Annotated in this window: 21 protein-coding genes; 11 read left to right on the top strand and 10 right to left on the bottom strand. The window is 67.3% G+C overall.

Annotated elements, in window-relative coordinates; translation table 11 throughout:
- Nucleotides 1-34: 34 nt before the first annotated feature.
- Nucleotides 35-589 (bottom strand): peroxiredoxin, encoded by a 555-nt coding sequence (locus ACSQ86_RS15575; RefSeq protein ID WP_436304225.1) that lies wholly within the window; start codon nucleotides 587-589, stop codon nucleotides 35-37.
- A 116-nt stretch (nucleotides 590-705) separates the two neighbouring features.
- Between ACSQ86_RS15575 and ACSQ86_RS15570 the strand changes: the two genes are divergently transcribed.
- From ACSQ86_RS15570 to ACSQ86_RS15535, 8 genes are all read left to right on the top strand, one after another.
- Nucleotides 706-2,280, top strand: a complete 1,575-nt coding sequence (locus ACSQ86_RS15570) for a phospholipase D family protein (RefSeq protein ID WP_436309087.1) — start codon at nucleotides 706-708, stop codon at nucleotides 2,278-2,280.
- Nucleotides 2,281-2,327: 47 nt separating this feature from the next.
- A complete protein-coding gene (locus ACSQ86_RS15565) occupies nucleotides 2,328-3,068 on the top strand; it encodes a sterol desaturase family protein (protein ID WP_436310271.1) in 741 nt (246 codons plus the stop codon).
- Nucleotides 3,052-3,969, top strand: coding sequence for a fatty acid desaturase (locus ACSQ86_RS15560; RefSeq protein ID WP_436304223.1), 918 nt, complete (start codon nucleotides 3,052-3,054; stop codon nucleotides 3,967-3,969). The genes ACSQ86_RS15565 and ACSQ86_RS15560 overlap by 17 nt, the downstream gene beginning before the upstream one ends.
- Before the next feature lie 3 nt (nucleotides 3,970-3,972).
- The gene (locus ACSQ86_RS15555; protein ID WP_436309086.1) at nucleotides 3,973-5,886 is read left to right on the top strand and encodes an iron-containing redox enzyme family protein; all 1,914 of its coding nucleotides are present in this window, start codon (nucleotides 3,973-3,975) and stop codon (nucleotides 5,884-5,886) included.
- Nucleotides 5,883-6,764, top strand: a complete 882-nt coding sequence (locus tag ACSQ86_RS15550; RefSeq protein WP_436304221.1) for a DUF6999 family protein — start codon at nucleotides 5,883-5,885, stop codon at nucleotides 6,762-6,764. The genes ACSQ86_RS15555 and ACSQ86_RS15550 overlap by 4 nt, the downstream gene beginning before the upstream one ends.
- A 19-nt stretch (nucleotides 6,765-6,783) precedes the next feature.
- Nucleotides 6,784-7,146, top strand: a complete 363-nt coding sequence (locus tag ACSQ86_RS15545) for a hypothetical protein (protein ID WP_436309085.1) — start codon at nucleotides 6,784-6,786, stop codon at nucleotides 7,144-7,146.
- Nucleotides 7,133-7,381 (top strand): hypothetical protein, encoded by a 249-nt coding sequence (locus ACSQ86_RS15540; RefSeq protein WP_093108846.1) that lies wholly within the window; start codon nucleotides 7,133-7,135, stop codon nucleotides 7,379-7,381. Before ACSQ86_RS15545 ends, ACSQ86_RS15540 begins: the two co-directional genes overlap by 14 nt.
- Nucleotides 7,382-7,546: 165 nt before the next feature.
- Entirely contained in the window at nucleotides 7,547-8,116 is a 570-nt protein-coding gene (locus ACSQ86_RS15535) for a hypothetical protein (protein WP_093108845.1), read from the top strand.
- A 39-nt stretch (nucleotides 8,117-8,155) separates the two neighbouring features.
- Here the strand turns inward: ACSQ86_RS15535 and ACSQ86_RS15530 are convergent, their stop codons facing one another.
- Nucleotides 8,156-10,645: a sodium-translocating pyrophosphatase gene (locus tag ACSQ86_RS15530; RefSeq protein WP_436304220.1), complete on the bottom strand. Its 2,490-nt coding sequence runs from the start codon at nucleotides 10,643-10,645 to the stop codon at nucleotides 8,156-8,158.
- 256 nt (nucleotides 10,646-10,901) lie between these two features.
- Between ACSQ86_RS15530 and ppa the strand changes: the two genes are divergently transcribed.
- Nucleotides 10,902-11,429: an inorganic diphosphatase gene (gene ppa / locus ACSQ86_RS15525; protein WP_093108843.1), complete on the top strand. Its 528-nt coding sequence runs from the start codon at nucleotides 10,902-10,904 to the stop codon at nucleotides 11,427-11,429.
- Between the two features lie 19 nt (nucleotides 11,430-11,448).
- Here ppa and ACSQ86_RS15520 read toward each other — a convergent pair whose 3' ends face one another.
- Both ACSQ86_RS15520 and ACSQ86_RS15515 read right to left on the bottom strand, forming a co-directional pair.
- Nucleotides 11,449-12,420, bottom strand: a complete 972-nt coding sequence (locus tag ACSQ86_RS15520) for a Bug family tripartite tricarboxylate transporter substrate binding protein (protein WP_436309084.1) — start codon at nucleotides 12,418-12,420, stop codon at nucleotides 11,449-11,451.
- A complete protein-coding gene (locus ACSQ86_RS15515; RefSeq protein WP_436309083.1) occupies nucleotides 12,417-13,850 on the bottom strand; it encodes a M20 family metallopeptidase in 1,434 nt (477 codons plus the stop codon). Before ACSQ86_RS15515 ends, ACSQ86_RS15520 begins: the two co-directional genes overlap by 4 nt.
- A gap of 112 nt (nucleotides 13,851-13,962) precedes the next feature.
- On the opposite strand from ACSQ86_RS15515, the gene ACSQ86_RS15510 reads away from it, so the two are divergent.
- Nucleotides 13,963-14,904, top strand: coding sequence for a LysR family transcriptional regulator (locus ACSQ86_RS15510; RefSeq protein WP_436304217.1), 942 nt, complete (start codon nucleotides 13,963-13,965; stop codon nucleotides 14,902-14,904).
- 18 nt (nucleotides 14,905-14,922) lie between these two features.
- On the opposite strand, the gene ACSQ86_RS15505 is transcribed toward ACSQ86_RS15510, so the two are convergent.
- Nucleotides 14,923-16,152 carry a GNAT family N-acetyltransferase gene (locus ACSQ86_RS15505; protein WP_436309082.1) on the bottom strand — a complete coding sequence of 410 codons (1,230 nt, stop codon included), beginning with the start codon at nucleotides 16,150-16,152 and terminating at the stop codon, nucleotides 14,923-14,925.
- Nucleotides 16,153-16,162: 10 nt separating this feature from the next.
- Nucleotides 16,163-17,098: a DMT family transporter gene (locus ACSQ86_RS15500; protein WP_436304215.1), complete on the bottom strand. Its 936-nt coding sequence runs from the start codon at nucleotides 17,096-17,098 to the stop codon at nucleotides 16,163-16,165.
- 248 nt (nucleotides 17,099-17,346) lie between these two features.
- Between ACSQ86_RS15500 and ACSQ86_RS15495 the strand changes: the two genes are divergently transcribed.
- A complete protein-coding gene (locus tag ACSQ86_RS15495; protein WP_126835134.1) occupies nucleotides 17,347-17,685 on the top strand; it encodes a P-II family nitrogen regulator in 339 nt (112 codons plus the stop codon).
- Between the two features lie 5 nt (nucleotides 17,686-17,690).
- On the opposite strand, the gene ACSQ86_RS15490 is transcribed toward ACSQ86_RS15495, so the two are convergent.
- The 4 genes from ACSQ86_RS15490 to ACSQ86_RS15475 form a co-directional block, all read right to left on the bottom strand.
- The gene (locus tag ACSQ86_RS15490) at nucleotides 17,691-18,281 is read right to left on the bottom strand and encodes a TIGR00730 family Rossman fold protein (protein WP_093108836.1); all 591 of its coding nucleotides are present in this window, start codon (nucleotides 18,279-18,281) and stop codon (nucleotides 17,691-17,693) included.
- A 40-nt stretch (nucleotides 18,282-18,321) separates the two neighbouring features.
- The gene (locus ACSQ86_RS15485; RefSeq protein WP_093108835.1) at nucleotides 18,322-18,720 is read right to left on the bottom strand and encodes a diacylglycerol kinase; all 399 of its coding nucleotides are present in this window, start codon (nucleotides 18,718-18,720) and stop codon (nucleotides 18,322-18,324) included.
- Nucleotides 18,717-19,178: an RDD family protein gene (locus ACSQ86_RS15480; protein ID WP_436306301.1), complete on the bottom strand. Its 462-nt coding sequence runs from the start codon at nucleotides 19,176-19,178 to the stop codon at nucleotides 18,717-18,719. Before ACSQ86_RS15480 ends, ACSQ86_RS15485 begins: the two co-directional genes overlap by 4 nt.
- 120 nt (nucleotides 19,179-19,298) lie before the next feature.
- Nucleotides 19,299-20,105, bottom strand: coding sequence for a DUF3106 domain-containing protein (locus ACSQ86_RS15475; RefSeq protein WP_436304214.1), 807 nt, complete (start codon nucleotides 20,103-20,105; stop codon nucleotides 19,299-19,301).
- Nucleotide 20,106 lies beyond the last annotated feature (1 nt).

Here is a 20,106-nt window from a genome sequence, read left to right as displayed (position 1 = left end):
CGCGAAAGCGGCCGGCCGCCGCCCGGAGCACCCGCTAGCGGCTGGCGGTCGACTTCGGCAGCGCCTTCAGGGCATTGAGCATGCGCTCCACGTGCTTGTCGGGATTGAGGTTCTGGTAGTAGTAGGCCACGGTGCCGTTCGGCGAGATCACGTAGGAAAGCCGGTTGGCGAAATCCGGGCGCGTCTGCATCAGCGCATCGAAACCCTGGATCACCGTCTTGGACTGGTCGGAGGCGACCGGGAATTTGCTCTGGCACTGTTTGACCGAGAAGTCCTTCAACGTGTCGACGTCGTCGGCCGAGACGCCGATCACCGTGGCGCCCACCGCCTCGAACTGGCCAATCGCCTCGGCGAAAGCGTGCGCCTCGATGTTGCAGTCCGTGGTGCCGGCCGCCGGGAAGAAATAAACCACCACCGGCCCTTTGGCCAGTGCGTCGGCCAGCGAGTAGCGGAAGGTCTTGCCGCCCAGCGCCGCAGTGGCCGTGAACTTGGGCACCGGGTCGCCGATGTCGAGAGCGGCGAAGGCTGGAGAAAGTGCGAGGCTTGCGAGCGCAGATGCGGCGATACGCGCGAGAATCCATCGGGTCATGATGTAACTCCGGGAGGGGGCATGGCGAATTCTAGAACCCGGACGCGTTGCGCGGCAGAGGTGAAACCGGCAGGCGTGCGCTGCCGTATTAATAACAGACAAAGAGGGGAAAGATCATGAACGCACTGGTCCATCTGCTGCGCATCGCGCTGCTGTGCGCGCTGGCCGCCGGGCTCGGCGCCTGCGGCTCGCTGCCGCCGGCCAGGGAGCGGCCTGCGGAGCATTCGGCGCCGGCAGATCCGACGACCACGCTGGCCAAGATCGTCGCCGCATCCACGCCGCCGGACGAACATTCCGGTTTTCGCCTGATGCCGCTCGGCGTGTACTCGCTCGATGCACGCATCCAGCTCGCACAGCGCGCCGAGCGCTCGCTGGTGGTGCAGTACTACCAGCTCGAGAACGATGCCGTCGGCCGGCTGTTGATGCGCTCGCTGCGCGAGGCCGCGGCGCGCGGCGTCAAGGTGCGCGTGCTGGTGGACGACCTCTACACGGCCAAGAGCCAGTACCTGCTGCTGGCGCTTTCGCAGACACCCAACGTCGACGTGCGGCTCTTCAATCCCTTCTGCTGCGGCCGCGACGGTTTCCTTTCGCGTTTCGTCGCCTCGCCGCACGAGATCTACCGGCTCAACCACCGCATGCACAACAAGCTCTTCATCGCCGACGGCGTGATGGCGGTGGTGGGCGGGCGCAACATCGCCGACGAGTACTTCGTGCTCAGCGAGGCGCAGAACTTCATCGACATGGACGCGGTGGTGGTGGGCAAGGTGCTGCCGCAGCTCGAATCCATCTTCGATGCCTACTGGAACAGCGAGCAGGTCTGGCCGATCGAGGACATCGTGCGCGGTGAGGGCGGCCGAACGCCGGGCGTGGAGGACTTCGACGCCTGGGTCGGCATGGCCGCGCCGCCGCCCAAGATCGTGCTGCCGCCCGCCGACATCCTCGGCTACGGGCCGATCGCCGAAGAGCTCGACGGCGGCCGCATGGGCCTGCTGTGGGGCTGGGCCAATGCGGTGGCGGATCCGCCCACCAAGCCCACCACCATGACAGCCGACGAAGCCCTGGCCACCAGCGTCACGATGCGCATGTGGACCATCCTGCTGGGCGCCAAGAACGAGGTGCAGATGACCTCGCCCTATCTGGTGCCGGGCGACAAGGGCATGGCGGCCTTCGAGGACCTGGCCCAGCGCAAGGTCAAGGTTGTGCTCTTGACCAACTCGCTGGCCGCCAACGACGAGCCGCTGGTCCACACGGGCTATGTGCGCTATCGGCAACGGCTGCTGAGATCGGGCGCCGACCTTTATGAGCTGAGCCCCGAACGCACCACCGCGAGCAAGCGCTTCGGCTCCTTCGGCACTTCGCTGGGACGCCTGCACGCCAAGACCGCGGCCATCGACCGCACCCGCCTCCTCATCGGCTCGGCCAACCTGGACCCGCGCTCGGCCACCCAGAACACGGAGATGGGGGTGCTGATCGACAGTCCGCAGCTCGCGCGCGAGCTGCTGCGCGTGATCAACGTCAGCAGGGTGCAGAACTCCTACCGCCTGCGCCTGGCCAAGGACACCGGCGCCGTCGAGTGGCTCACCACCGACGGCGAGAAGGAGATGGTCCTCACCTCCGAGCCGGAGGCGACCTTCTTCCAGCGCTTCTACAACAGGCTGATCGCGCCGATCGTGCCGGAAATGCTCCTGTAGCCTCGCGCGTGGCCGCCACCTTCCAATCCTTGTCCGTCCTGCAGGTCATGCTGTGGGGCGTGGCCTTCTTCGGCAGCATCTACCTGCTCTTCGGTGCCGCCAACTGGCTGCTGACGCGCAGGCTATTGCCCGCGCTGGGCATCGGCCGCGAACTCGACCCGCGGCCGGTGCCGCCTGGACAGCTGCGCCGGGAGCTCGCGCAGTCGGCCGTGTCGGTGCTGGTCTTCGGCATCGGCATGGTGTTCCCATGGGGATTCCTGCAACTGGGGTGGGCGCGGCTCGATGCGAACCCGAGCGGACTGCAGGTCGCACTGGAGATCCTCGCTCTGGCGGTCTGGAACGACGTGCATTTCTGGCTCAACCACCGTCTGCTGCACACCCGGCTCCTGCGGCGCTTCCATGGCCCGCACCATCGCTCGGTCGTGACCACACCCTTTGCCACCTACAGCTTTCATCCGCTCGAGGCGCTGCTGCTGGGCAACGTGATCCTGCCACCGATGCTGGTGCACGACTTCAGCTTCTGGGCGCTGGCCTCGGTGCCGTTGTTCAGCCTGTTCTTCAACAACGTCGGGCATTCGAACTACGACTTCTTTCCGAAGGTCTCGTACAACCACTGGTTCGCCGCCAGCCGCCGGCATCATCTGCACCACACCTGCCACAGCGGCAACTACGGCTTCCAGTTCACCTTCATGGACCGGCTGTTTCGCACACGCATCGCGGCCGACGCGGCCGAGCCGCAGCTGCGCGCGTATCGCGAGCAAGAGAGAAACCGTGGCGCCGCGGCCTGATCGTCCAGCGCGCCTGCCGCGCCTGCGCCATTGGCGCGACTGGCAGAGCCTGGCCTACCTTGCCGCACTGCCTGCGCTGGCGGCCTGGCAATGGGTGCACGGCTTCCACTGGCTGCCGTATGGCGCGATGCTGTTCCTCACGCTCGGGGTCAGCGTGATCCATCACAACCATGCGCACCTGCGTCTGTGGCGCGGCCGCCGGGCGAACCGCTTCACCGATTGCTGGCTGACGCTGCTGCAGGGCCATCCGACCTTCGTGTTCTGGCCGGCGCACGTGGCCAATCACCATCGCCACCGGCACGGGCCGAAGGACGCTGCGCGCACCTACCGCTTCGGTGGCGACACCAATCACCTGCTGGGCTACCTCCTGCATCCGCTGCAGGCTGTGGCCGTGCTCTACCCGGTGTTCGTGGCCTGGCTGGGCCGGCTGCGGCGCCACTGGCCGGGCGCGTGGCGCTACTGCATGGCGCAGTATGTGCTTTGGCTCGGCAGCTGGACCGCGCTGCTGGCGCTCGATTGGCAGAAGGCAGTGCTGTTTGTCATCCTGCCGCAGTTGCATGGCCTGCACTGGCTGCTGGCCACCAACTACCTTCAGCATGCGCATGCGGACGGCCGGCCGCGCCCGGAAGGTGCTTCGCTCGATTACGCGCGCAACTTCGAAGGACTGATCAATCCGCTCCTGTTCAACATTGGCCTGCACACGGCGCATCACGAGAACTCGAAGGTGCACTGGTCGGCGCTTTCACGGCTGCACCGCGAGCACTACCGTGCGCGCGTCGACCCTGCGCTCAACGAGCGCGGCCTCCTCGTGTACATGGGACGCGTGTTCGTCCTGGGTGCGCTCGTGCCGCGCTTTCGCAGTCGCTCGCTGATGTCTCCGAATTCCAATCCACAGTCCTGATCCATGCCCGTTTCCTTCCAGCGTGTCTATCTCGAAAGTGCCGGCTACTTCATGCCCGGCGCGCCCGTGTCCAACGAACGCATGGATGCCTACATCGCGCCGCTCAACCGGATGTCGGAGCGCATCAAGCGGCGCATCCTGGCCGAGAACGGCATCCGCGAGCGCTACTACGCGATCGACGCCGAGGGCCGCACGGTGCACACCAACGCGCAGCTCGCGTCGGGTGCGATCCGCCACTGCCTGCAGCAAGGTGCGGCCGAGATCTCGCGCGTGTCGCTGCTGGCCAGCGGCTCCTCGGGCGGCGATGCGCTGATGCCGGGCTTCGCCAACATGATCCAGGGCGAGCTCGCGGCACCGCCGATGGAAACGCTCTCGGTGCACGGCATCTGTGCTGCCGGCGTGTCGGCGATCCAGTCGGCGGCGCAGGGCGTGGAGCTCGGCGCGCATCGCTCGGCGCTGGCGGTGGCGAGCGAGATGCCTTCGCGCCTGTTCAAGCGCTCGCGCTTCGCGGCGCGCGGATACGACACCGATTTCGACTCGCACTTCCTGCGCTGGATGCTGTCCGATGGTGCCGGTGCGTTGCTGCTGTCCGATGGTGCGCCGGCGCTGGCCGGCGCGCCGGGCCTGCGCCTGCGCCTCAAGTGGATCCACCAGCGCGCTTTCTCGGGCGACTACCCCGTGTGCATGCAGCTGGGCTTGACCGAGGATCGCTCGCGCGGGCACCTGGACTTCGGCTCCTGGGGCGAGGCCGAGGCCGCGGGCGCCTTGTCGCTCAGGCAGGACATCCGGCTTCTGCCGCACCTGTTCGACATCGGCATCCACGAATACGCAGGGCTGGTGCGCGAGGGCTGGCTCGACCCGGCGCGGGTCGACCATTTCCTGTGCCACTACTCATCGGAGAAGTTCATTCCCGTGGTCGACGGCCTGATGCACAAGGCCGGCCTCGCCATTCCGCGCGAGCGCTGGTACAGCAATCTGGCCTGGCGCGGCAACACCGGCGCGGCCTCGATCATGATCATGCTGGCCGAATTCCTGCAGACCAAGACTCTGAAACCCGGCGAGCAGATCTTCTGCTACGTGCCCGAGTCGGGCCGCTTCATGGCGGCGTACATGCTGTTCGAGGTCGAAGAGGCCGGCGCCGCTGCTGCCGCTGCGCCTGCGCCGGTTCGCGCGGAGGCGGCGGCCGAGGCGCCGACTGAGGTCATTGCGCCGCCGCACGACCCGGCCGCCGCGCCCGAGGGCCTGGGCGAACTGCTCACCGAGCTGGCCGCGATCTGGCACGACTACCGTTCGCGCGTCTGGCGCACGCCGCTGGTGCGGCAGATCCGCGAGCGCCGCTTCGCGCTCGCCGACTACTTGAACTGGATGGAGAACTGGATTCCCCAGGTGCGCGAGGGCAGCAAGTGGATGCGCGAAGGCGCCGCCTCGCTGGCCGAGCCCTACCAGGCGCTGGCGGCGCTGATCGGCGTGCATGCCGGCGAGGAGCAGGACGACTTCATGATCCTGTTCAACGACTACCGCAAGGCGGGCGGCAGCATCGCAGTCATCGATGCCCTGCGACGCAACCCGGGCGGTGAAGCGCTCAACGCCTACCTGCATGGCCTGGCCGCGACGCGCAACCCGATCGGGCTTTTGGGCGCGATCTACATCATCGAAGGCACCGGGCAGCGCATCGTGCCGGCGCTGCTGCCGCTGATCAAGCCCGGGCTGAAGCTGCCGCCCGAGGCCTTCCGCTTCCTCGAGTATCACGGCCACAACGACGAGAATCACCTCAATCGCTGGCTGGCCGCGGTCGAGATGGCGATGGCGCTCGATGGCGAGGGCAGGGCCGCGCGCCAGATCGTCGACACCGCGCGCCACACCGCGGCGCTCTACCTGATGCAGTTCGAGCACGTCACGGAACGAATGCAAGCATGAGCACAACTCCGGACTTCCTGGCGCAGCAGCACGATCTGCGCGACCCGAGCCCCTGGCTCGCCCTCTACCTCGACCAGAGCACGCCGCTGCCCGACAAGGTGAAGGCGGCCTGGCTCGCCGATTCGAGTTCGGCCTCGCGCCAGTACCTGCTGCCGTTTTTGCGGCCGCTGGCGCGCGCCGCCATCGTGCTGTTCCAGGTGATCAAGGTGTTCGTGCCGCGCAAGTGGGCGCATTCGCGGTTGCTGCACCGCCTGCTGGCGTGGGGCCTCCAACGCTTCGTCTCGCCCGAGGCGAATTGGCTGATCCTGCGGCACTTCCACCTGGGTTCGCAGGTGCTGGCCTTCATCGGCGCCAATTCGCCGGTGCCGGTCGCTACCGCGCCGCTGGAGCCGGCCGACATCGACGCGCTGAAGGAGGACATGTTCCTGCAGCACGACCTGAACCTCTTCAATTTCGTGATCCGGCTCAACCAGGCGCTGCGCGCGCAGGGTCTCCAGTTGCGCAAGGCAGAGCAGGTCGATTTCTCGATGATCCGCGAGCCCGCCTTGCAAATCGAAGACATGCCGCACGGCAGGCTCAATTTTCTCGACCTGCAAAGCGCGATCGAGCTGTTCACGCCGCTCTATCAGCTCATGCTGACCGACAACGACTTCTGGCGCGCTGCCAATTCGCTTCAGCTCGACGAAACCATCGGCATCTACGCCGCCACCGTGCTGGATGCGCCCGAGCACCTGATCCTGGTGAACAACAAGCACCCGCTGGTGCCGCTGTCGACCCTGCGCGCGGGGCACAGGCTGGTGATCCACGGCCTGTCCACCGAGATGCTGCACAGCCTCCTGATGAAGTTCCGGGATGCGCGGGCCGCCGCACCCTTGTAATCCGGCGTCCGTGCCCCAGATGCGAGCCATGAACGCTACCAAGACTCCGTCGCCCAAGACCGATCTGGCGGTGACGCACGTGCTGGCCCAGCTCCTCGAGCGGCTCGAGCACAGCGCTGTGCCGGTGGGTGCCGAGCAGTACCGGTCGGTCGTGATGCACCTGGTGGACGAGTTCCGCGAGGTCGACGCCGGCGCCGGCCTCGGGCAGTTGCTGGACGCCTATCCGGCCGCCGCCGAGGTGTACGAAAACCTCAACTATCAGCATGCCGGCCTGTGCCGCTCCGGGCTGGATGCCTCGCTGGCCGCCGAACTGGCTGCCAAGGACGCCATCACGCGCGCCATGCGCCATGCCGAACCCGACGCGACCCATGGCCAAGGCTGACGTCAAGACCGCCGTCGTGGCAGACGGCCTGCGCTACAAGGCCAAGGCGCCGGGCTCCCCGTTTCGCGCCTCGGCTTCGTTCAGCGGCGCGACCATGTCCTGCTTCATGTGCGGCAAGCACCGCGTGCGCTCCCAGATGCGGACCCGGCAGCTGCTGGGCAAGTCGCAAACCGTCTGCGCGCCCTCGTGCAAGGCGCTCGACGAGTTGATCGATCGTGACAGCGTTGCGACGTAGTTGACGAATTCGATTTGCCTCTGCAAATCGGCTACCAAAGCGGCGAATTTCGATCTACAGTTGGAAACAATTGATGCAATTATTTGCCTCAATACCAAAGTTCTAATTGATGGTCGATCAAATGATCCCGCTTAAAACCATTGCCTTCTATTGGTCGGAGCGCGTATGAGCAGGCCGCCCCGCCACGTCATCATGCAGGTCGTCAAGCGCTCGGGTGGCGCCACGCACCACGTCGAATTCAGCATGGACGACAACTTCGCCGATCGCCTGCGGCAGCTGCGCTCGCTGGTGCCGCCCCTCAACGCCCTCAACAAGCAGCGCGATCTCGTGATCGACAAGGTGCGCGTTCGCCTGCCCACCGCCGTATGGCGCTGCGGCGGCGACATCGACAGCCAGGTCGACGGCTCCTGCATCGTCATTGCCGCGGAAGGCTTCTTCAATTGCGGCGGCAAGGACCGCAAGACCAAGGAAAAACTGGTCACCTACACCTTCCCGATCGCACGCCTGATCGAATTGCATGCCGAGCGGCCTGCCGGCGAAACCTTCTACATCCGCGACGGCATCTTCACCAACGACGAGCCCGCCAACTCCGCGGCCGGCCGCTGGGTGGCCTCGCTGCACGAGCTGGAAGAGATGCGCATGCCGGATGCGCCGTCCGACTTCGACACGCTCCAGGGCGTGCCGCTGCGCACCGAGCAAGGCGCGCTGCCGACGCACGGCATCAGCCTGAACTGAGCGGCGCGGCGCGCGCAGCCGGCGCGCGTCGCGTACCCCTTACCGAAGCTTCACTTCAACCCGCCGCGCTTCGGCCGGCGGCCCGTCGGCCTGCGTTTGCGCGGGCTTGGCAAGCTCCACCTTGTCGTCGGCCACGCCGGCCAGCCTGAGCGCGGCGCCCACTGCCAGGGCACGCTGCTTGGCGAGCTCGGCATTCTTTTCGGCATCACCGCTGGCGTCGTGGTAGCCGCTCACGAGCACGCGGCCGCCGCTTTGAACCGCCTTGACGATATCGGCCAGCGCGGCGCTCGAGCCTGCGGGCACCTCGGCGCTGGCGGTGGCGAAATAGAACTTCACCACGCCGTTGTCGGTCTTGATCGAGGCGCCCATGTCACCCGAGGCCGCCGGTGCCGTTGCGGGCGCCGGCGCAGGCGCGGTGATCGGAGCAGGCGCTGCAGCGGGCGTTGTCATCGCGGCCGCGTCGCCGGTATGGAACTTGACCACCAGCGGCACGATCAAGAGCGCCACGATGTTGATGATCTTGATCAGCGGGTTCACCGCCGGCCCGGCCGTGTCCTTGTAGGGGTCGCCCACGGTGTCGCCGGTGACGGCGGCCTTGTGCGCCTCGGAGCCCTTGCCGCCGTGGTTGCCGTCCTCGATGTACTTCTTGGCGTTGTCCCAGGCGCCGCCGCCGGTGCACATCGAGATGGCGACGAACAGGCCGGTGACGATGGTGCCCATCAGCAGACCGCCCAGCGCCTTCGGCCCCAGCAGCAGGCCGACCACGATCGGCACCACCACGGGCAGCAGGCTCGGGATCATCATTTCCTTGATGGCCGCACCAGTCAGCATGCTCACGGCACGGCCGTACTCGGGCTTGCCGGTGCCTTCCATGATGCCGGGGATCTCACGGAACTGCCTGCGCACTTCCTCGACCACCGAACCGGCCGCGCGGCCCACAGCCTCCATCGCCATGGCGCCGAAGAGATAGGGGATCAGGCCGCCGATGAAGAGGCCCACGATCACCATCGGGTCGCTCAGGTTGAAGCTGATGGCCTGCCCGTAGCTCTCGAGCTTGTGGGTGTAGTCGGCGAACAGCACCAGCGCGGCCAGGCCGGCCGAGCCGATCGCGTAGCCCTTGGTCACGGCCTTGGTGGTGTTGCCCACGGCGTCCAGCGGGTCGGTGATGTCGCGCACGCTGGCCGGCATTTCCGACATCTCGGCGATGCCGCCGGCGTTGTCGGTGATCGGGCCGTAGGCGTCGAGCGCGACCACGATGCCGGCCATGCTGAGCATGGCCGTGGCCGCCACTGCGATGCCGTAGAGGCCCGCGAGCCAGTAGGACGCCATGATCGCGATGCAGACGCAGATCACCGGCCAGGCGGTGGAGCGCATCGACACGCCAAGGCCCGCGATGATGTTGGTGCCGTGCCCGGTGGTCGAAGCCTGTGCGATGTGGCGTACCGGCGAGTACTGCGTGCCGGTATAGAACTCTGTGATCCACACCAGTGCGGCTGTGAGTGCCAGGCCGACGAAGCAGGCGCCGAAGAGCTTGAGCTGGCTGCCCGAGGCCGCGATCGCGTTGTCGGGGATGAGCCATTGCGTCACGAACCAGAACGCGATCAGCGACAGGCCGCCCGCCACCGCCAGCCCCTTGTAGAGCGCCGGCATCACGTTGACCATGCCCGGCGAGGCCTTGACGAAGAAGCAGCCGATGATCGACGCGATGATCGATACGCCGCCGAGCGCCAGCGGGTACAGCACGGCGTTGATCGGCGCCGCCGCCACCATCAGCGCGCCCAGCACCATGGTCGCGATCAGCGTCACTGCATAGGTCTCGAACAGGTCGGCCGCCATGCCGGCGCAGTCGCCGACGTTGTCGCCCACGTTGTCGGCGATCACCGCCGGGTTGCGCGGGTCGTCCTCCGGAATGCCGGCCTCGACCTTGCCCACCAGGTCGGCGCCGACGTCGGCGCCCTTGGTGAAGATGCCGCCGCCCAGCCGCGCGAAGATCGAGATCAGCGAGGAGCCGAAGGCGAAGCCGATCAGCGGGTTGAGCAGGTTGGCGAGGTTCTTGTCCGGCGTCAGGTTGCCGTTGCCCACGAGGAACCAGTAGAAGATCGTGACGCCCAGCAGGCCCAGCCCCACCACCAGCATGCCGGTGATGGCGCCGCCGCGGAAGGCGACGTCGAGCGCCGGGCCGATGCCCTGGGTCGCGGCCTGCGCGGTGCGCACGTTGGCGCGCACCGAGACGTTCATGCCGATGAAGCCGCAGGCGCCCGAGAGCAGCGCGCCGACCACGAAGCCGGCCGCGGTGGTCGCATCGAGGAAGATCCCGATCAGGATCGCGAGCACGATGCCGACTACGGCGATCGTGCGGTACTGCTTGGCCAGGTAGGCCGCGGCGCCGGTCTGGATCGCGGCCGCGATCTCCTGCATTCGGGCGTTGCCCGGGTCTTTCGAAAGAATCCAGCTGCGCGCCCAGAAACCATAGCCCACGGCCACGAGGCCGCAGACGATGGCGAGGACGAGAGGGGTGTTGCCGATCATGCCTTGCTTCTCCATTCGTACGTTGTGACTTGTGGAGACGAAAGCACTTAGCCCTGCGCGCAACGCGTACGGGTCAGTGCTTCCGCCGCGTTGCTTCCTCGAAGCCCCGATGCCTTGCAAAAAGCCGGGGCCGATTGGCCAACGCGGCCAATTTACAGGCAAATGCCGGGTTTCGTGCGACCGGGCCGTGACTCGGAAAGTAAACTTCGGGTTTGTCCGCATCCCGCGAACACTTTCAACTACTCCAGACAGATCTATGTCCCTCGGCCAAGTTTCCCCCGGCAAAGACGCCCCCGAAGCCTTCAACGTCGTCATCGAAATCCCGATGAACGCCGACCCGATCAAGTACGAAGTCGACAAGGAATCGGGTGCGATCTTCGTCGACCGCTTCATGACGACCGCGATGCACTACCCGACCAACTACGGCTACGTGCCGCAGACGCTCTCGGGCGACGGCGATCCGGTCGACGTGCTGGTCATCACCCCCTGGGCGCTGGTGCCGGGCGTGGTGGTGCCGTGCCGGCCGATCGGCATCCTGATGATGGAAGACGAGGCCGGCGTCGACGGCAAGGTGCTCGCCGTGCCCACCGACAAGGTGCTGCCGATCTACAGCCACTGGAAGAAGGTCGAAGACGTGAACCCGATGCGCCTGAAGGCCATCACGCACTTCTTCGAGCACTACAAGGACCTGGAAGCCGGCAAGTGGGTCAAGGTGCTGGGCTGGGAAGGCATCGACGCCGCCAAGAAGGAAATCATGGACGGCATCGCCAACTACAAGAAGTAGGAGCGAGCAGGGCCGCCGCTCATTCGGCGGCGATCCCCGCCCGATGCGCCAGCGCGCGATAGCGCGAAATCTCCGATTCCATCAGGCTCCGGAAAGGGGCGGCGCCGATCATCACGGGCTCCATGCCCTGTGCGCGCAGCTGGTCCTGAATCGCCTTGTCAGCCATCGTGGCGCTCACCTCGGCCGCCAGTCTCTGGATCACCGGTGCCGGCGTGCCGGCCGGCGCGGCCAATCCGTACCAGCCGTCGAAAGTGGCCTCGGGCATCTTGAGCTCGGCCATGGTGGGTACGTCCGGCAGCATGCTGGAACGTGTTGTGCCCACGATGGCCAGCGCGCGCAGCTTGCCAGAACGCAGATGCGGCGCGACCGCTGCCACGGTGTCGATGCCCATCTCGATCTCGCCGCCGATCAATGCGATCGTGCTCTGGCTGCTGCCCTTGTAGGGCACGTCCTGGAGCTTCACGCCCGCCGCCATCGCGAACAACTCGCCAGCCAGATGCGGGGCGGAGCCGCTGCCGAAGGTGGCGTAGCGGATGTCCCGGGGTTTGGCTTTGGCCGCAGCTACGAGGGCCGAGACGCTGTGCCAGGGCGAGGCCGCGTTGACCACCAGCACCAGCGGCGCCTTCGCGACGATCGCCACCGGCGCCAGGTCCTTCAGCGGGTTGTAGGGCAGTCGCGCACGCAGCGCCGCATTCACGCTGTAGGTGGAAGAGCCCGAGACGAGCAGCGTGTAGCCGTCGGGTTGCGCCTTGGCGACCGCATCGGCGCCGATGACGGTTGCCGCGCCGGGCTTGTTGTCGACGACGACCGGCTGGCCGAGCCGCTCGGCCAGCTTCTGGCCCAGGGCGCGCGCCACGATGTCGGTGCCGCCGCCTGGCGGAAAGGGCACGACCAGCTTGATGGTCTTGGCAGGCCATGCGTCTGCGGCCTGCGCCAGGCCGGCAGCGGCAGTGAAGGCGATGGCGGCAAGGAGTTGGGCGAGTTGCTTCATGCTGCTTTCTGATGGGAAGTTGCAGCGATCGATCCAGCCTGCCAGGGTGTGTTCGCGGCGGCATCGCCGAGATCCCAGTACAGGCCGGCCATGATCTGCAGGCCCTCGCGGGCGAGTGGCGCAAGCAGGTGTTCGTTGGGCGCATGCTGTGCACAGGCCGGGTAGGAGTGGGGCACCCACAAGGTGGGCAGGCCCAGCAGGTCGGCGAAGACGTCGTTGGGCAGGGAGCCGGCGAGGTTCGGCAGCACGTCGGGGCGTTGGCCCGTGCTCGCCTCGATGGAGCGTTCCGCCCAACTCACCCACGGGTTGTCGACGTCCAGACGGGTCGCGGCGCCTTCGAGCGTGACCTGCACCTCGACCTGCCCGAATCCATGTGCGTCGAGATGGGCACGCACGATCGACGCGAGCTCGCGCCAGGGCGTGCCCACCACGAAGCGCAGCTGGCAATGTGCCACCGCTTCGCCCGGGATCGCATTGACCGGCCGCTGCGGCGAGCCCGCGCCGAGCGCGAGCACTTCGATGGTGTTCCAGGCCATCAGGCGCTCGGCCGGACTGAGGCCGGGCTCGCCCCAGCCGGCATCGAGCCCGGGATCGTCCGCACCGCCGCCGATCTCGATGGCGGCCAGCGCTTCGTGTACCGAAGCGGGAATGTCTCGCGGCCGAAGCGCTTCGACCAGGATGCGGCCCTTGGCATCCACAAGCGTCGCCACGGCATGGCTCAACACCGTGGCCGGGTTGGCGAGCACACCGCCCCAGTTGCCCGAGTGGTAGCCGCGCGGCCGCGCGCGCAACCGCAGGCTGAAGTTGACCGCGCCGCGCGAACCGAGGAACAGCGTCGGCCGCCGGGCATGCACACGCGGTCCGTCGCAGGCAATCAGGAGATCGGCGCGCAGCTTGTCGGCCTGTTGCCTGCAGACTTCATGCAGGCCGGGCGACGCGGCTTCCTCGCCCATCTCGAGCAGCAGCGTCACGTTGTAGCCGAGCTGGCCGTTGCGTGCCTGCAGCACCTGTGCGAGTGCGCCGAGGTTGATGGTGTGCTGCCCCTTGTTGTCGGCGGTGCCGCGGCCGTACCAGCGCTCGCCTTCGATCGTCAGGGTCCATGGCGTGAGGCCTTCGCGCCATTGCCCGTCCTGGCCGCTGACGACGTCGCCATGGCCGTAGGTCAGCACGGTGGGAAGCTCGGCACCCTCGATGCGGCGCGCGATCAGGAAGGGGCCGCCGCCTTGCACCGGGTTGTCTATCAGCTCGCAGGCGAAGCCGAGCCGCGTGAGTGGCGCGCTCATCTCCTCGCGCAGGTAGGCGCCGAGCGCGGGCGTCGCGGCGCCGGTGTCGCTCTCGGTGCGAAAGGCGATGCGCCGCCGCAGGTCGGCAAGGAAGCGGCCGTCGTCGAAGTAGGCGGCGGCAGCGGAGAGGCAATCGTTGCGTTGCATGGTCGTGGGTGCGTGTGATGGCGATGATGCAAGTAAAAGGCCTGATCGGCATTGCGTGAACCATCGAATTGGCAAGCTACCATTGCCTTCAAGGCAACGCTGTGAGCATTCCATGACACCTTCGGTCCTCAGCATCCCGATGCGCTACTTCATGGAGGTGGCGCTGCACGGGTCGGTCAGCCAGGCGGCGGCCCGGCTCTATGTCGCTTCTTCCGCTGTGAGCCGACAGATCGCGAAGCTCGAGGATTCGCTGGGGACCGTGCTGTTCGAGCGCAAGGCGCGCGGCATGGCGCTCACGCAGGCCGGCGAGCGCCTGGCCGCGCATCTGCGAACGACGCTGGCGGACACCGAACAGGTGGTCGAGCAGGTGCGCGGCATCGGCGGCCGGGAGGCGGGCCGCGTCCGCGTCGCATGTACCGAGGGGTTCGCCGTGGGCTTCATGCCCGAGGTGATGGCCCGCTTTCGTGCGGCGCATGCGCAAAGTCAACTGCAACTCCACGTGGGCGCGCCCGACGAAGTCAGCGCCTTGCTGGGCCGCGGCGAAGCCGACATCGCGCTCAAGTATGCGGTCGCGCCGGAAAGGGGGTTCCGCATCGAGCACTCGGCGCCCGCGCCGGTGTACGCGCTGATGTCCCCGGATCATCCGCTGGCGCGCCAGCGCGCCGTCAGCGTGGCCGAGGTGGTGCGCCATCCGCTCGCCGTGGGCAGCAAGGGCGTCACCGCGCGGCAGTTGTTCGACCTGAGTTGCAGCGTGCAGGGGTTGAGCTACGAGCCCGCCTTCGTCAGCAATTTCTCATCGGTCCTGCTGCCGCTGGTGCGCACGCCCGATATCGTCCTTTCCGGCCATCTCACGGCCGTTCACCTGATCGAGAACGGCACGCTGGTTGCGCGGCCCTTCGTGGAGCCGCAGATGCAGCAGCGCCGCCTGCAGGTGCTGTCGCTCGACGGCCGCACGTTGTCGCCGCTCGCGCGGGCGCTCGTGCAGCAGCTGGTCGCGGCCATCGCCAGCGGCGGCAGGCGCAGGCTGGGCCGGGCGCGCAAGGTGTCTGCATAGGGGTCAGTGGCGGGGCCCTTATTCGGCGTGGCGAAACGGACTGCGTTCGCCGAGATGGTCGATGTAGTTCTCGATGCCTTCGCCCTCGCGCTCGAGAAAGCGCTCGACGGCATCGGCGAACGCCGGATGGGCAAGCCAGTGCGCGCTGGTGGTCTTCACGGGCATCAGCGCGCGCGCCATCTTGTGTTCGCCCTGCGCCCCGCCTTCGAAGCGCTGCACGCCGTGTTCGATGCACCAGGCGAGGGGCTGGTAGTAGCAGGCCTCGAAGTGCAGGCAATCCACGCGCTCGAGCGCGCCCCAGTAGCGGCCGTAGGCGACCGAGGCATCGTCCGAAAGCGCGATCAAGCTGCTGGCGATGGCCTGGCCCCCGCGCTCGGCGACGAAGAGCAGCCAGGCTTCGGGCAGCTTCGTGGCCATGCGGTGGAAGAAGTCGCGGCTCAGGTAGGGCGGGTTGCCGTGCTCGCGGTAGGTGCGGGCATAGCAGCGGTAGAAGAAGTCCCAGTCGGCGTCGCCGATGTCGGCGCCGCGCGACCAGCGGAAGCTCACGCCGGCATCGTGCACCTTGCGGCGCTCCTGCCGGATCTTCTTGCGCTTGTCGTGCGAGAGGCTGGCGAGGAAGGCGTCGAAATCCTTCCAGCCGGTTTCGCCGCCGGGCCGCCCCAAGGCGGAACGCGCCCCCTCGGGGGGCAGCGAGGACACGCCAGTGCCGAGCGTGGGGGTTATGTTGTTCCAGTGGAACTGGACGGTGTGCCGGAGCATCAGGCCCGCATCGGCGCAGGCGGCGATGTCCTCGTCGGCGGCGAACAACAGGTGCAGCGACGAGAGCTCCTCTTCCTTGCACCAAGCCACGAGTGCCTGCACCAGCAGGGCGCGGCTGCCGGCGTCGCGCGCGAGCAGGCGCGCACCCGGCACCGGCGTGAAGGGCACGGCAACGACCGCCTTCGGATAGTAGGCCAGCCCGTGCTGCTCATAGGCATTGGCCCATGCCCAGTCGAACACGTACTCGCCGTAGGAATGCGCTTTGATGTAGAGCGGGCAGGCGGCCGCCAGCTGCCGTCCGCGCCAAAGCGTGACGAAGCGCGGCGTCCAGCCGCTGCGGGCCGAGGCACTGGCGCTCTGGTGCAAGGCGTCCAGGTAGGCATGGCGCATGAAGGGGGAGGGCGCGGCCTGCGTGGCCAGCAAGTCGTCCCAGGCCGCGGCATCGATCTCGGATGCCGCGCCGTGAATGCGGATGACAGGGTTGGTCAAAGGAGCCTCGTCAACGCTTGCGTGTGCCTAGGGTTTCGGCAATGTAGATGCCGCCAAGCACCAGGGCCAGCGCCACCGCGTGATAGGTCGACAGCGCCTCGCCCAGCACGAGGACGGCCAGCAGCGGCCCGAAGATCGGCACCAGGTTGAGGAAGACGCCGGCCCGCGCGGGACCGATCAGGCCGACTACGTGGATGAAGCTGATCTGCGAAATGAAGGAGGGCAGAAGTCCGATGAAGAGGATCAGCGCCACGCCCTTCGGCGTCGGCATGAAGAAGTCGCCCATCGCGATTTCTGCCGCGACCAGCGGCACCGAGACGAGGCAGGCCACTGCCGCCGTGGCGGCGAAGAACACGATGGCCGGCACTTGCGGGCGGCGGCGCAGGCCAAGCGCGTAGCCGGCATAGAGCAGGCTGGCGATGATCATCCAGACGTCGCCGATGTTGAAGGCCAGGTCCGCGAGCAAGGCCAGTTGGCCGCGCGAAGCCACCACGGCGATGCCCGCGATGGTGAGCACCACGCCTGCGAGCTGCAGCCAGCTGATCCGGGTACGGAAGAAGAACAGGCTGCCCACCAGCACGAGCACCGGGATGGTGCCTTGGATGATCGCGATGTTGATCGCCGTCGTGTGATGGGCGGCGGCGTAGAACAGCGCATTGAAACCGGTGAAACCCGCCGTGCCCATGAGGGTGATGTAGCGCCACGAGGGCAGCAGGCTGCGCCAGTGGGCCGCGATCTGGCGGCGCGAACTGAGGCCCAGCGCGATGCAGCAGACGATCCAGCGCGAGAAGGTCAGCATCATGGGCGACACCTCGCCCACCGCGAGCCGGGCGGCCACCGCGTTGGCGCCCCAGATCAGCGTGGTGAATACCAGCAGCGGGTAGGCTTGGCCCTGGAGCCAGGGAAGGAAGGAGCCGAAAAAGCCGGCGGAAGAACCTGAGCGCATCGAGCGCCGAGCGTATCAGTCCCAGTCGCCGGGCGTGGAATGCGTTCGACAAGCCATGGCTTCCGAAGGCGAATGACATAATTTCGCAGCGGGTGGCCTCGCCGGCAACTCGCGAAGACGGCCGATGCGACGGCATCCTGGCACGCTACATGCAGGACGCCGAGAGCATCGACGAGATCGTCGCTGCGGGTTACGGATTGGCGCTACCCTACCAGCAAGTTCAACGAAACCGCCGGAAGAGAGACCGTATGAAGCAAATCACCGCCATCGTCAAACCGTTCAAGCTCGACGACGTGCGCGAGGCCCTGGCCGAGGTTGGCGTCACCGGGCTCACCGTGACCGAGGTCAAGGGCTTCGGCCGACAGAAGGGGCACACCGAGCTCTACCGTGGTGCGGAGTACGTGGTCGACTTCCTGCCGAAGATGAAGGTCGAAGTGGTGGTCAACGAGGCCGATGTCGAACGTTGTGTCGACGCAATCGTGAGCGCCGCCCGCACGGGCAAGATCGGCGACGGCAAGATCTTCGTGACCAATGTGGAGCGCGTGGTACGCATCCGCACCGGCGAAGAGGACGAAGCCGCCGTCTAGGGCGCTCAGAGCATCTCGGCGAGCTTGTCGCCACGCGGATGGCGGCCCGCTTCCTCGACCAGGGCTTCGAGCAGGGCCGGGGCTTCGCCGCCCGCTCGTATCAACCCCATCTGCCATTCGCCCATGAAGCCCTCGCGCACGCTGTGGGCAAGAAATTCGAGCAGGCCGGCGTAATAGCCCGCAACGTTCAGGATGCCGACCGGCTTGTCGTGGTAGCCGAGCTGGCGCCAAGTCCAGATCTCGAACAGTTCCTCGAAAGTGCCGATGCCGCCCGGCAGGGCGATGAAGGCGTCGGCGCGTTCGCCCATCATGGCCTTGCGCTCGTGCATGGTGTCGACGACGTGCAGCTCGTCGCACAGTGGGTTGGCGAGCTCCTTGTCGACCAGGGCCTTCGGAATGATGCCCACCACCCGGCCGCCCGCCGTGCGCGTGGCCTCCGCCACCGTGCCCATCAGGCCGGTGCGGCCGCCGCCATAGACCAGTTGGCCGCCGCGTTCGCCGATCCAGCGGCCGACCGCCTGGGCCACGGCCGCGAACTCGGTCCGCTCGCCGGGGCGCGAGCCGCAATAAACACAAATCGAGAAACGAGGAGTCATCCCCCGATCATGCCGCGATCGGATGACGCTCAGCTTGCATTCAGGTCGCGAAACGTTGCCACAACGCGGCCGCCCAGACGCCGCAGCACAGGACGATCGACAGCAGCACCGCGGCGCTGCCCAGGTCCTTGGCGTTCTTGGAAAAAGAGTGCCATTCCGGGCCCACGCGGTTGATGGCGGCTTCGATGCCGGTGTTGAGCAGCTCGACGATCAGCACCAGGATCACGGTCGCGGCAAGCAGCGACACCTCGACCCAGCTGTGGCCGACCCAGAACGCAGCCGGCAGCATGACGATGGCGCACAGGACTTCCTGGCGAAACGCGGCTTCGCCCCAGCCGGCGCGGAAGCCGTCGAGCGAGATCAGGGTGGCATGCCAGATGCGGTCCAGGCCGCGTCGCGACTTCTGCGGATTGACGGGGTCGTTGATGTTGGCGCTCATCTGCGGCTGAGAGGCTTGGAGGAAATCAGGCGGGTACCGGCCCAGGCATCGTGCCAGAACTGGCGCTCGGGGTGGAAGCGCGCGAGCAAGGCCCAGACGATAACCCAGCCGAAGATCAGTACGGAAGATTCGCCGCCGCCGAGGTCGAAGGGCGCGATGGCGGCGAGCGGCGGCAGGAACCAGACCCAGCTCAAGAGGTAGCGCAGCAGCGCGCGGCCCTGCGTGAGCGGTCGGCCGAGCCGGTCCACCACGCGGATGCCCCAGGTTTTCATGGCCAGCGTCTGGCCTTTGGACCAGAACCACACGAAATAGACGCCGAACACGACGAACAGGAAGGCCTGCAGCAGGTGCCGGCGCGAATCCATCGCATCACGCATCTGGCCGAGGGTGCTGAACAGCCAGCCGGCGACGAACACGACGGCGAAGAGCAGCATGCCCTCGTAGAGCCAGCAGGCCATGCGGCGCCACAGGCTGGGCGCGATCAGGGCGGTGGGTGCGATCGGTGCCGGTGTTTCGGCGAGAAGCGGTCGGCCGGGGCCGGACCCCTCGGGAGAACTGGAAGCCATCGACACCTTGAGTCAGGGCGCGGAGGAAGGTTGCTCGGAGACGCGCACCGGCGGCGCGGCAGAGGCGGATGTTTCGGCCGAGGGCGTCGAGGAAGGAGGCGGGATCTGGGCTTCGGCCGAAACGGGCGGAAAGGCAGGAGCCGCAGCTGGAGCGGGCGCCGGGGCCACGAGCTGCGGACGTACGGGCAACGGCGTGGACGGCGCCAGCTGGATTCGCGGCGTGTGTTGGCCGTCGGGCGCGACTGCGGGAAACGGCGCGAGCTTCTGGGGCGGCACCGGCCGGAACGTCGCGGCGGCGCCCGGCCGGGGCGTGGCGCGCTCGGCCAGCTTGCGTTTTTCTTCCTCGCTGAGCGCCTGATAGGCCTCCCACTTCGCCTTTCGCTCGTCGACCGGAACCTGCTTGACCTCGGCGAAATTGAACCTTGCCTGCGTTCGCTGGTGGTTGCTCAGTGCGGCCCATTCGATCATGCGGCTGTGCAGAATCTCCTGGTCGGCGGGTGGCAGCGCGGCGTAGTTGCGCGACAAGGCCAGCCATTTGCGCTTGTGGGGCTCGGTCAGGCCGTCCCAGTGGGGGGCCAGCGGCGCCAGGGCGCGCTGCTGGCGAGCGGTGAGGTCGCGCCACAGCGGCTTGGAGACGACTTGTTTCGCCGCCGGTACCGAGGCCGCCGGCGGTGCTTCCTTGACCTGCGCCTTGACTGGGAGCGCAGCGAAGCCCGAGGCCGCGAGCAGCAAGGCGGCGCCCACCCAGGCGACTGCGCCCGACGGGATCGGGCGCAGCAGGAGGAGCGCTTTCGCGCAGGAGAGAGGGCGATACGGCATG

Origin of the sequence: Variovorax sp. LjRoot130 (assembly GCF_964253755.1) — a bacterium.
GTDB lineage: Bacteria > Pseudomonadota > Gammaproteobacteria > Burkholderiales > Burkholderiaceae_C > Variovorax.
Note: the sequence above shows the minus strand (reverse complement) of the source record. Positions and strands in the feature narration are given on the sequence as shown.

Coding starts and splice junctions, on each gene's coding strand:
- ACSQ86_RS15575 (WP_436304225.1), bottom strand. CDS start 589: ATGACCCGATGGATTCTCGCGCGTATCGCCGCATCTGCGCTCGCAAGC.
- ACSQ86_RS15570 (WP_436309087.1), top strand. CDS start 706: ATGAACGCACTGGTCCATCTGCTGCGCATCGCGCTGCTGTGCGCGCTG.
- ACSQ86_RS15565 (WP_436310271.1), top strand. CDS start 2,328: ATGCTGTGGGGCGTGGCCTTCTTCGGCAGCATCTACCTGCTCTTCGGT.
- ACSQ86_RS15555 (WP_436309086.1), top strand. CDS start 3,973: ATGCCCGTTTCCTTCCAGCGTGTCTATCTCGAAAGTGCCGGCTACTTC.
- ACSQ86_RS15550 (WP_436304221.1), top strand. CDS start 5,883: ATGAGCACAACTCCGGACTTCCTGGCGCAGCAGCACGATCTGCGCGAC.
- ACSQ86_RS15545 (WP_436309085.1), top strand. CDS start 6,784: ATGCGAGCCATGAACGCTACCAAGACTCCGTCGCCCAAGACCGATCTG.
- ACSQ86_RS15540 (WP_093108846.1), top strand. CDS start 7,133: ATGGCCAAGGCTGACGTCAAGACCGCCGTCGTGGCAGACGGCCTGCGC.
- ACSQ86_RS15535 (WP_093108845.1), top strand. CDS start 7,547: ATGAGCAGGCCGCCCCGCCACGTCATCATGCAGGTCGTCAAGCGCTCG.
- ACSQ86_RS15530 (WP_436304220.1), bottom strand. CDS start 10,645: ATGATCGGCAACACCCCTCTCGTCCTCGCCATCGTCTGCGGCCTCGTG.
- ppa (WP_093108843.1), top strand. CDS start 10,902: ATGTCCCTCGGCCAAGTTTCCCCCGGCAAAGACGCCCCCGAAGCCTTC.
- ACSQ86_RS15520 (WP_436309084.1), bottom strand. CDS start 12,420: ATGAAGCAACTCGCCCAACTCCTTGCCGCCATCGCCTTCACTGCCGCT.
- ACSQ86_RS15515 (WP_436309083.1), bottom strand. CDS start 13,850: ATGCAACGCAACGATTGCCTCTCCGCTGCCGCCGCCTACTTCGACGAC.
- ACSQ86_RS15510 (WP_436304217.1), top strand. CDS start 13,963: ATGACACCTTCGGTCCTCAGCATCCCGATGCGCTACTTCATGGAGGTG.
- ACSQ86_RS15500 (WP_436304215.1), bottom strand. CDS start 17,098: ATGCGCTCAGGTTCTTCCGCCGGCTTTTTCGGCTCCTTCCTTCCCTGG.
- ACSQ86_RS15495 (WP_126835134.1), top strand. CDS start 17,347: ATGAAGCAAATCACCGCCATCGTCAAACCGTTCAAGCTCGACGACGTG.
- ACSQ86_RS15490 (WP_093108836.1), bottom strand. CDS start 18,281: ATGACTCCTCGTTTCTCGATTTGTGTTTATTGCGGCTCGCGCCCCGGC.
- ACSQ86_RS15485 (WP_093108835.1), bottom strand. CDS start 18,720: ATGAGCGCCAACATCAACGACCCCGTCAATCCGCAGAAGTCGCGACGC.
- ACSQ86_RS15480 (WP_436306301.1), bottom strand. CDS start 19,178: ATGGCCTGCTGGCTCTACGAGGGCATGCTGCTCTTCGCCGTCGTGTTC.
- ACSQ86_RS15475 (WP_436304214.1), bottom strand. CDS start 20,105: ATGCCGTATCGCCCTCTCTCCTGCGCGAAAGCGCTCCTCCTGCTGCGC.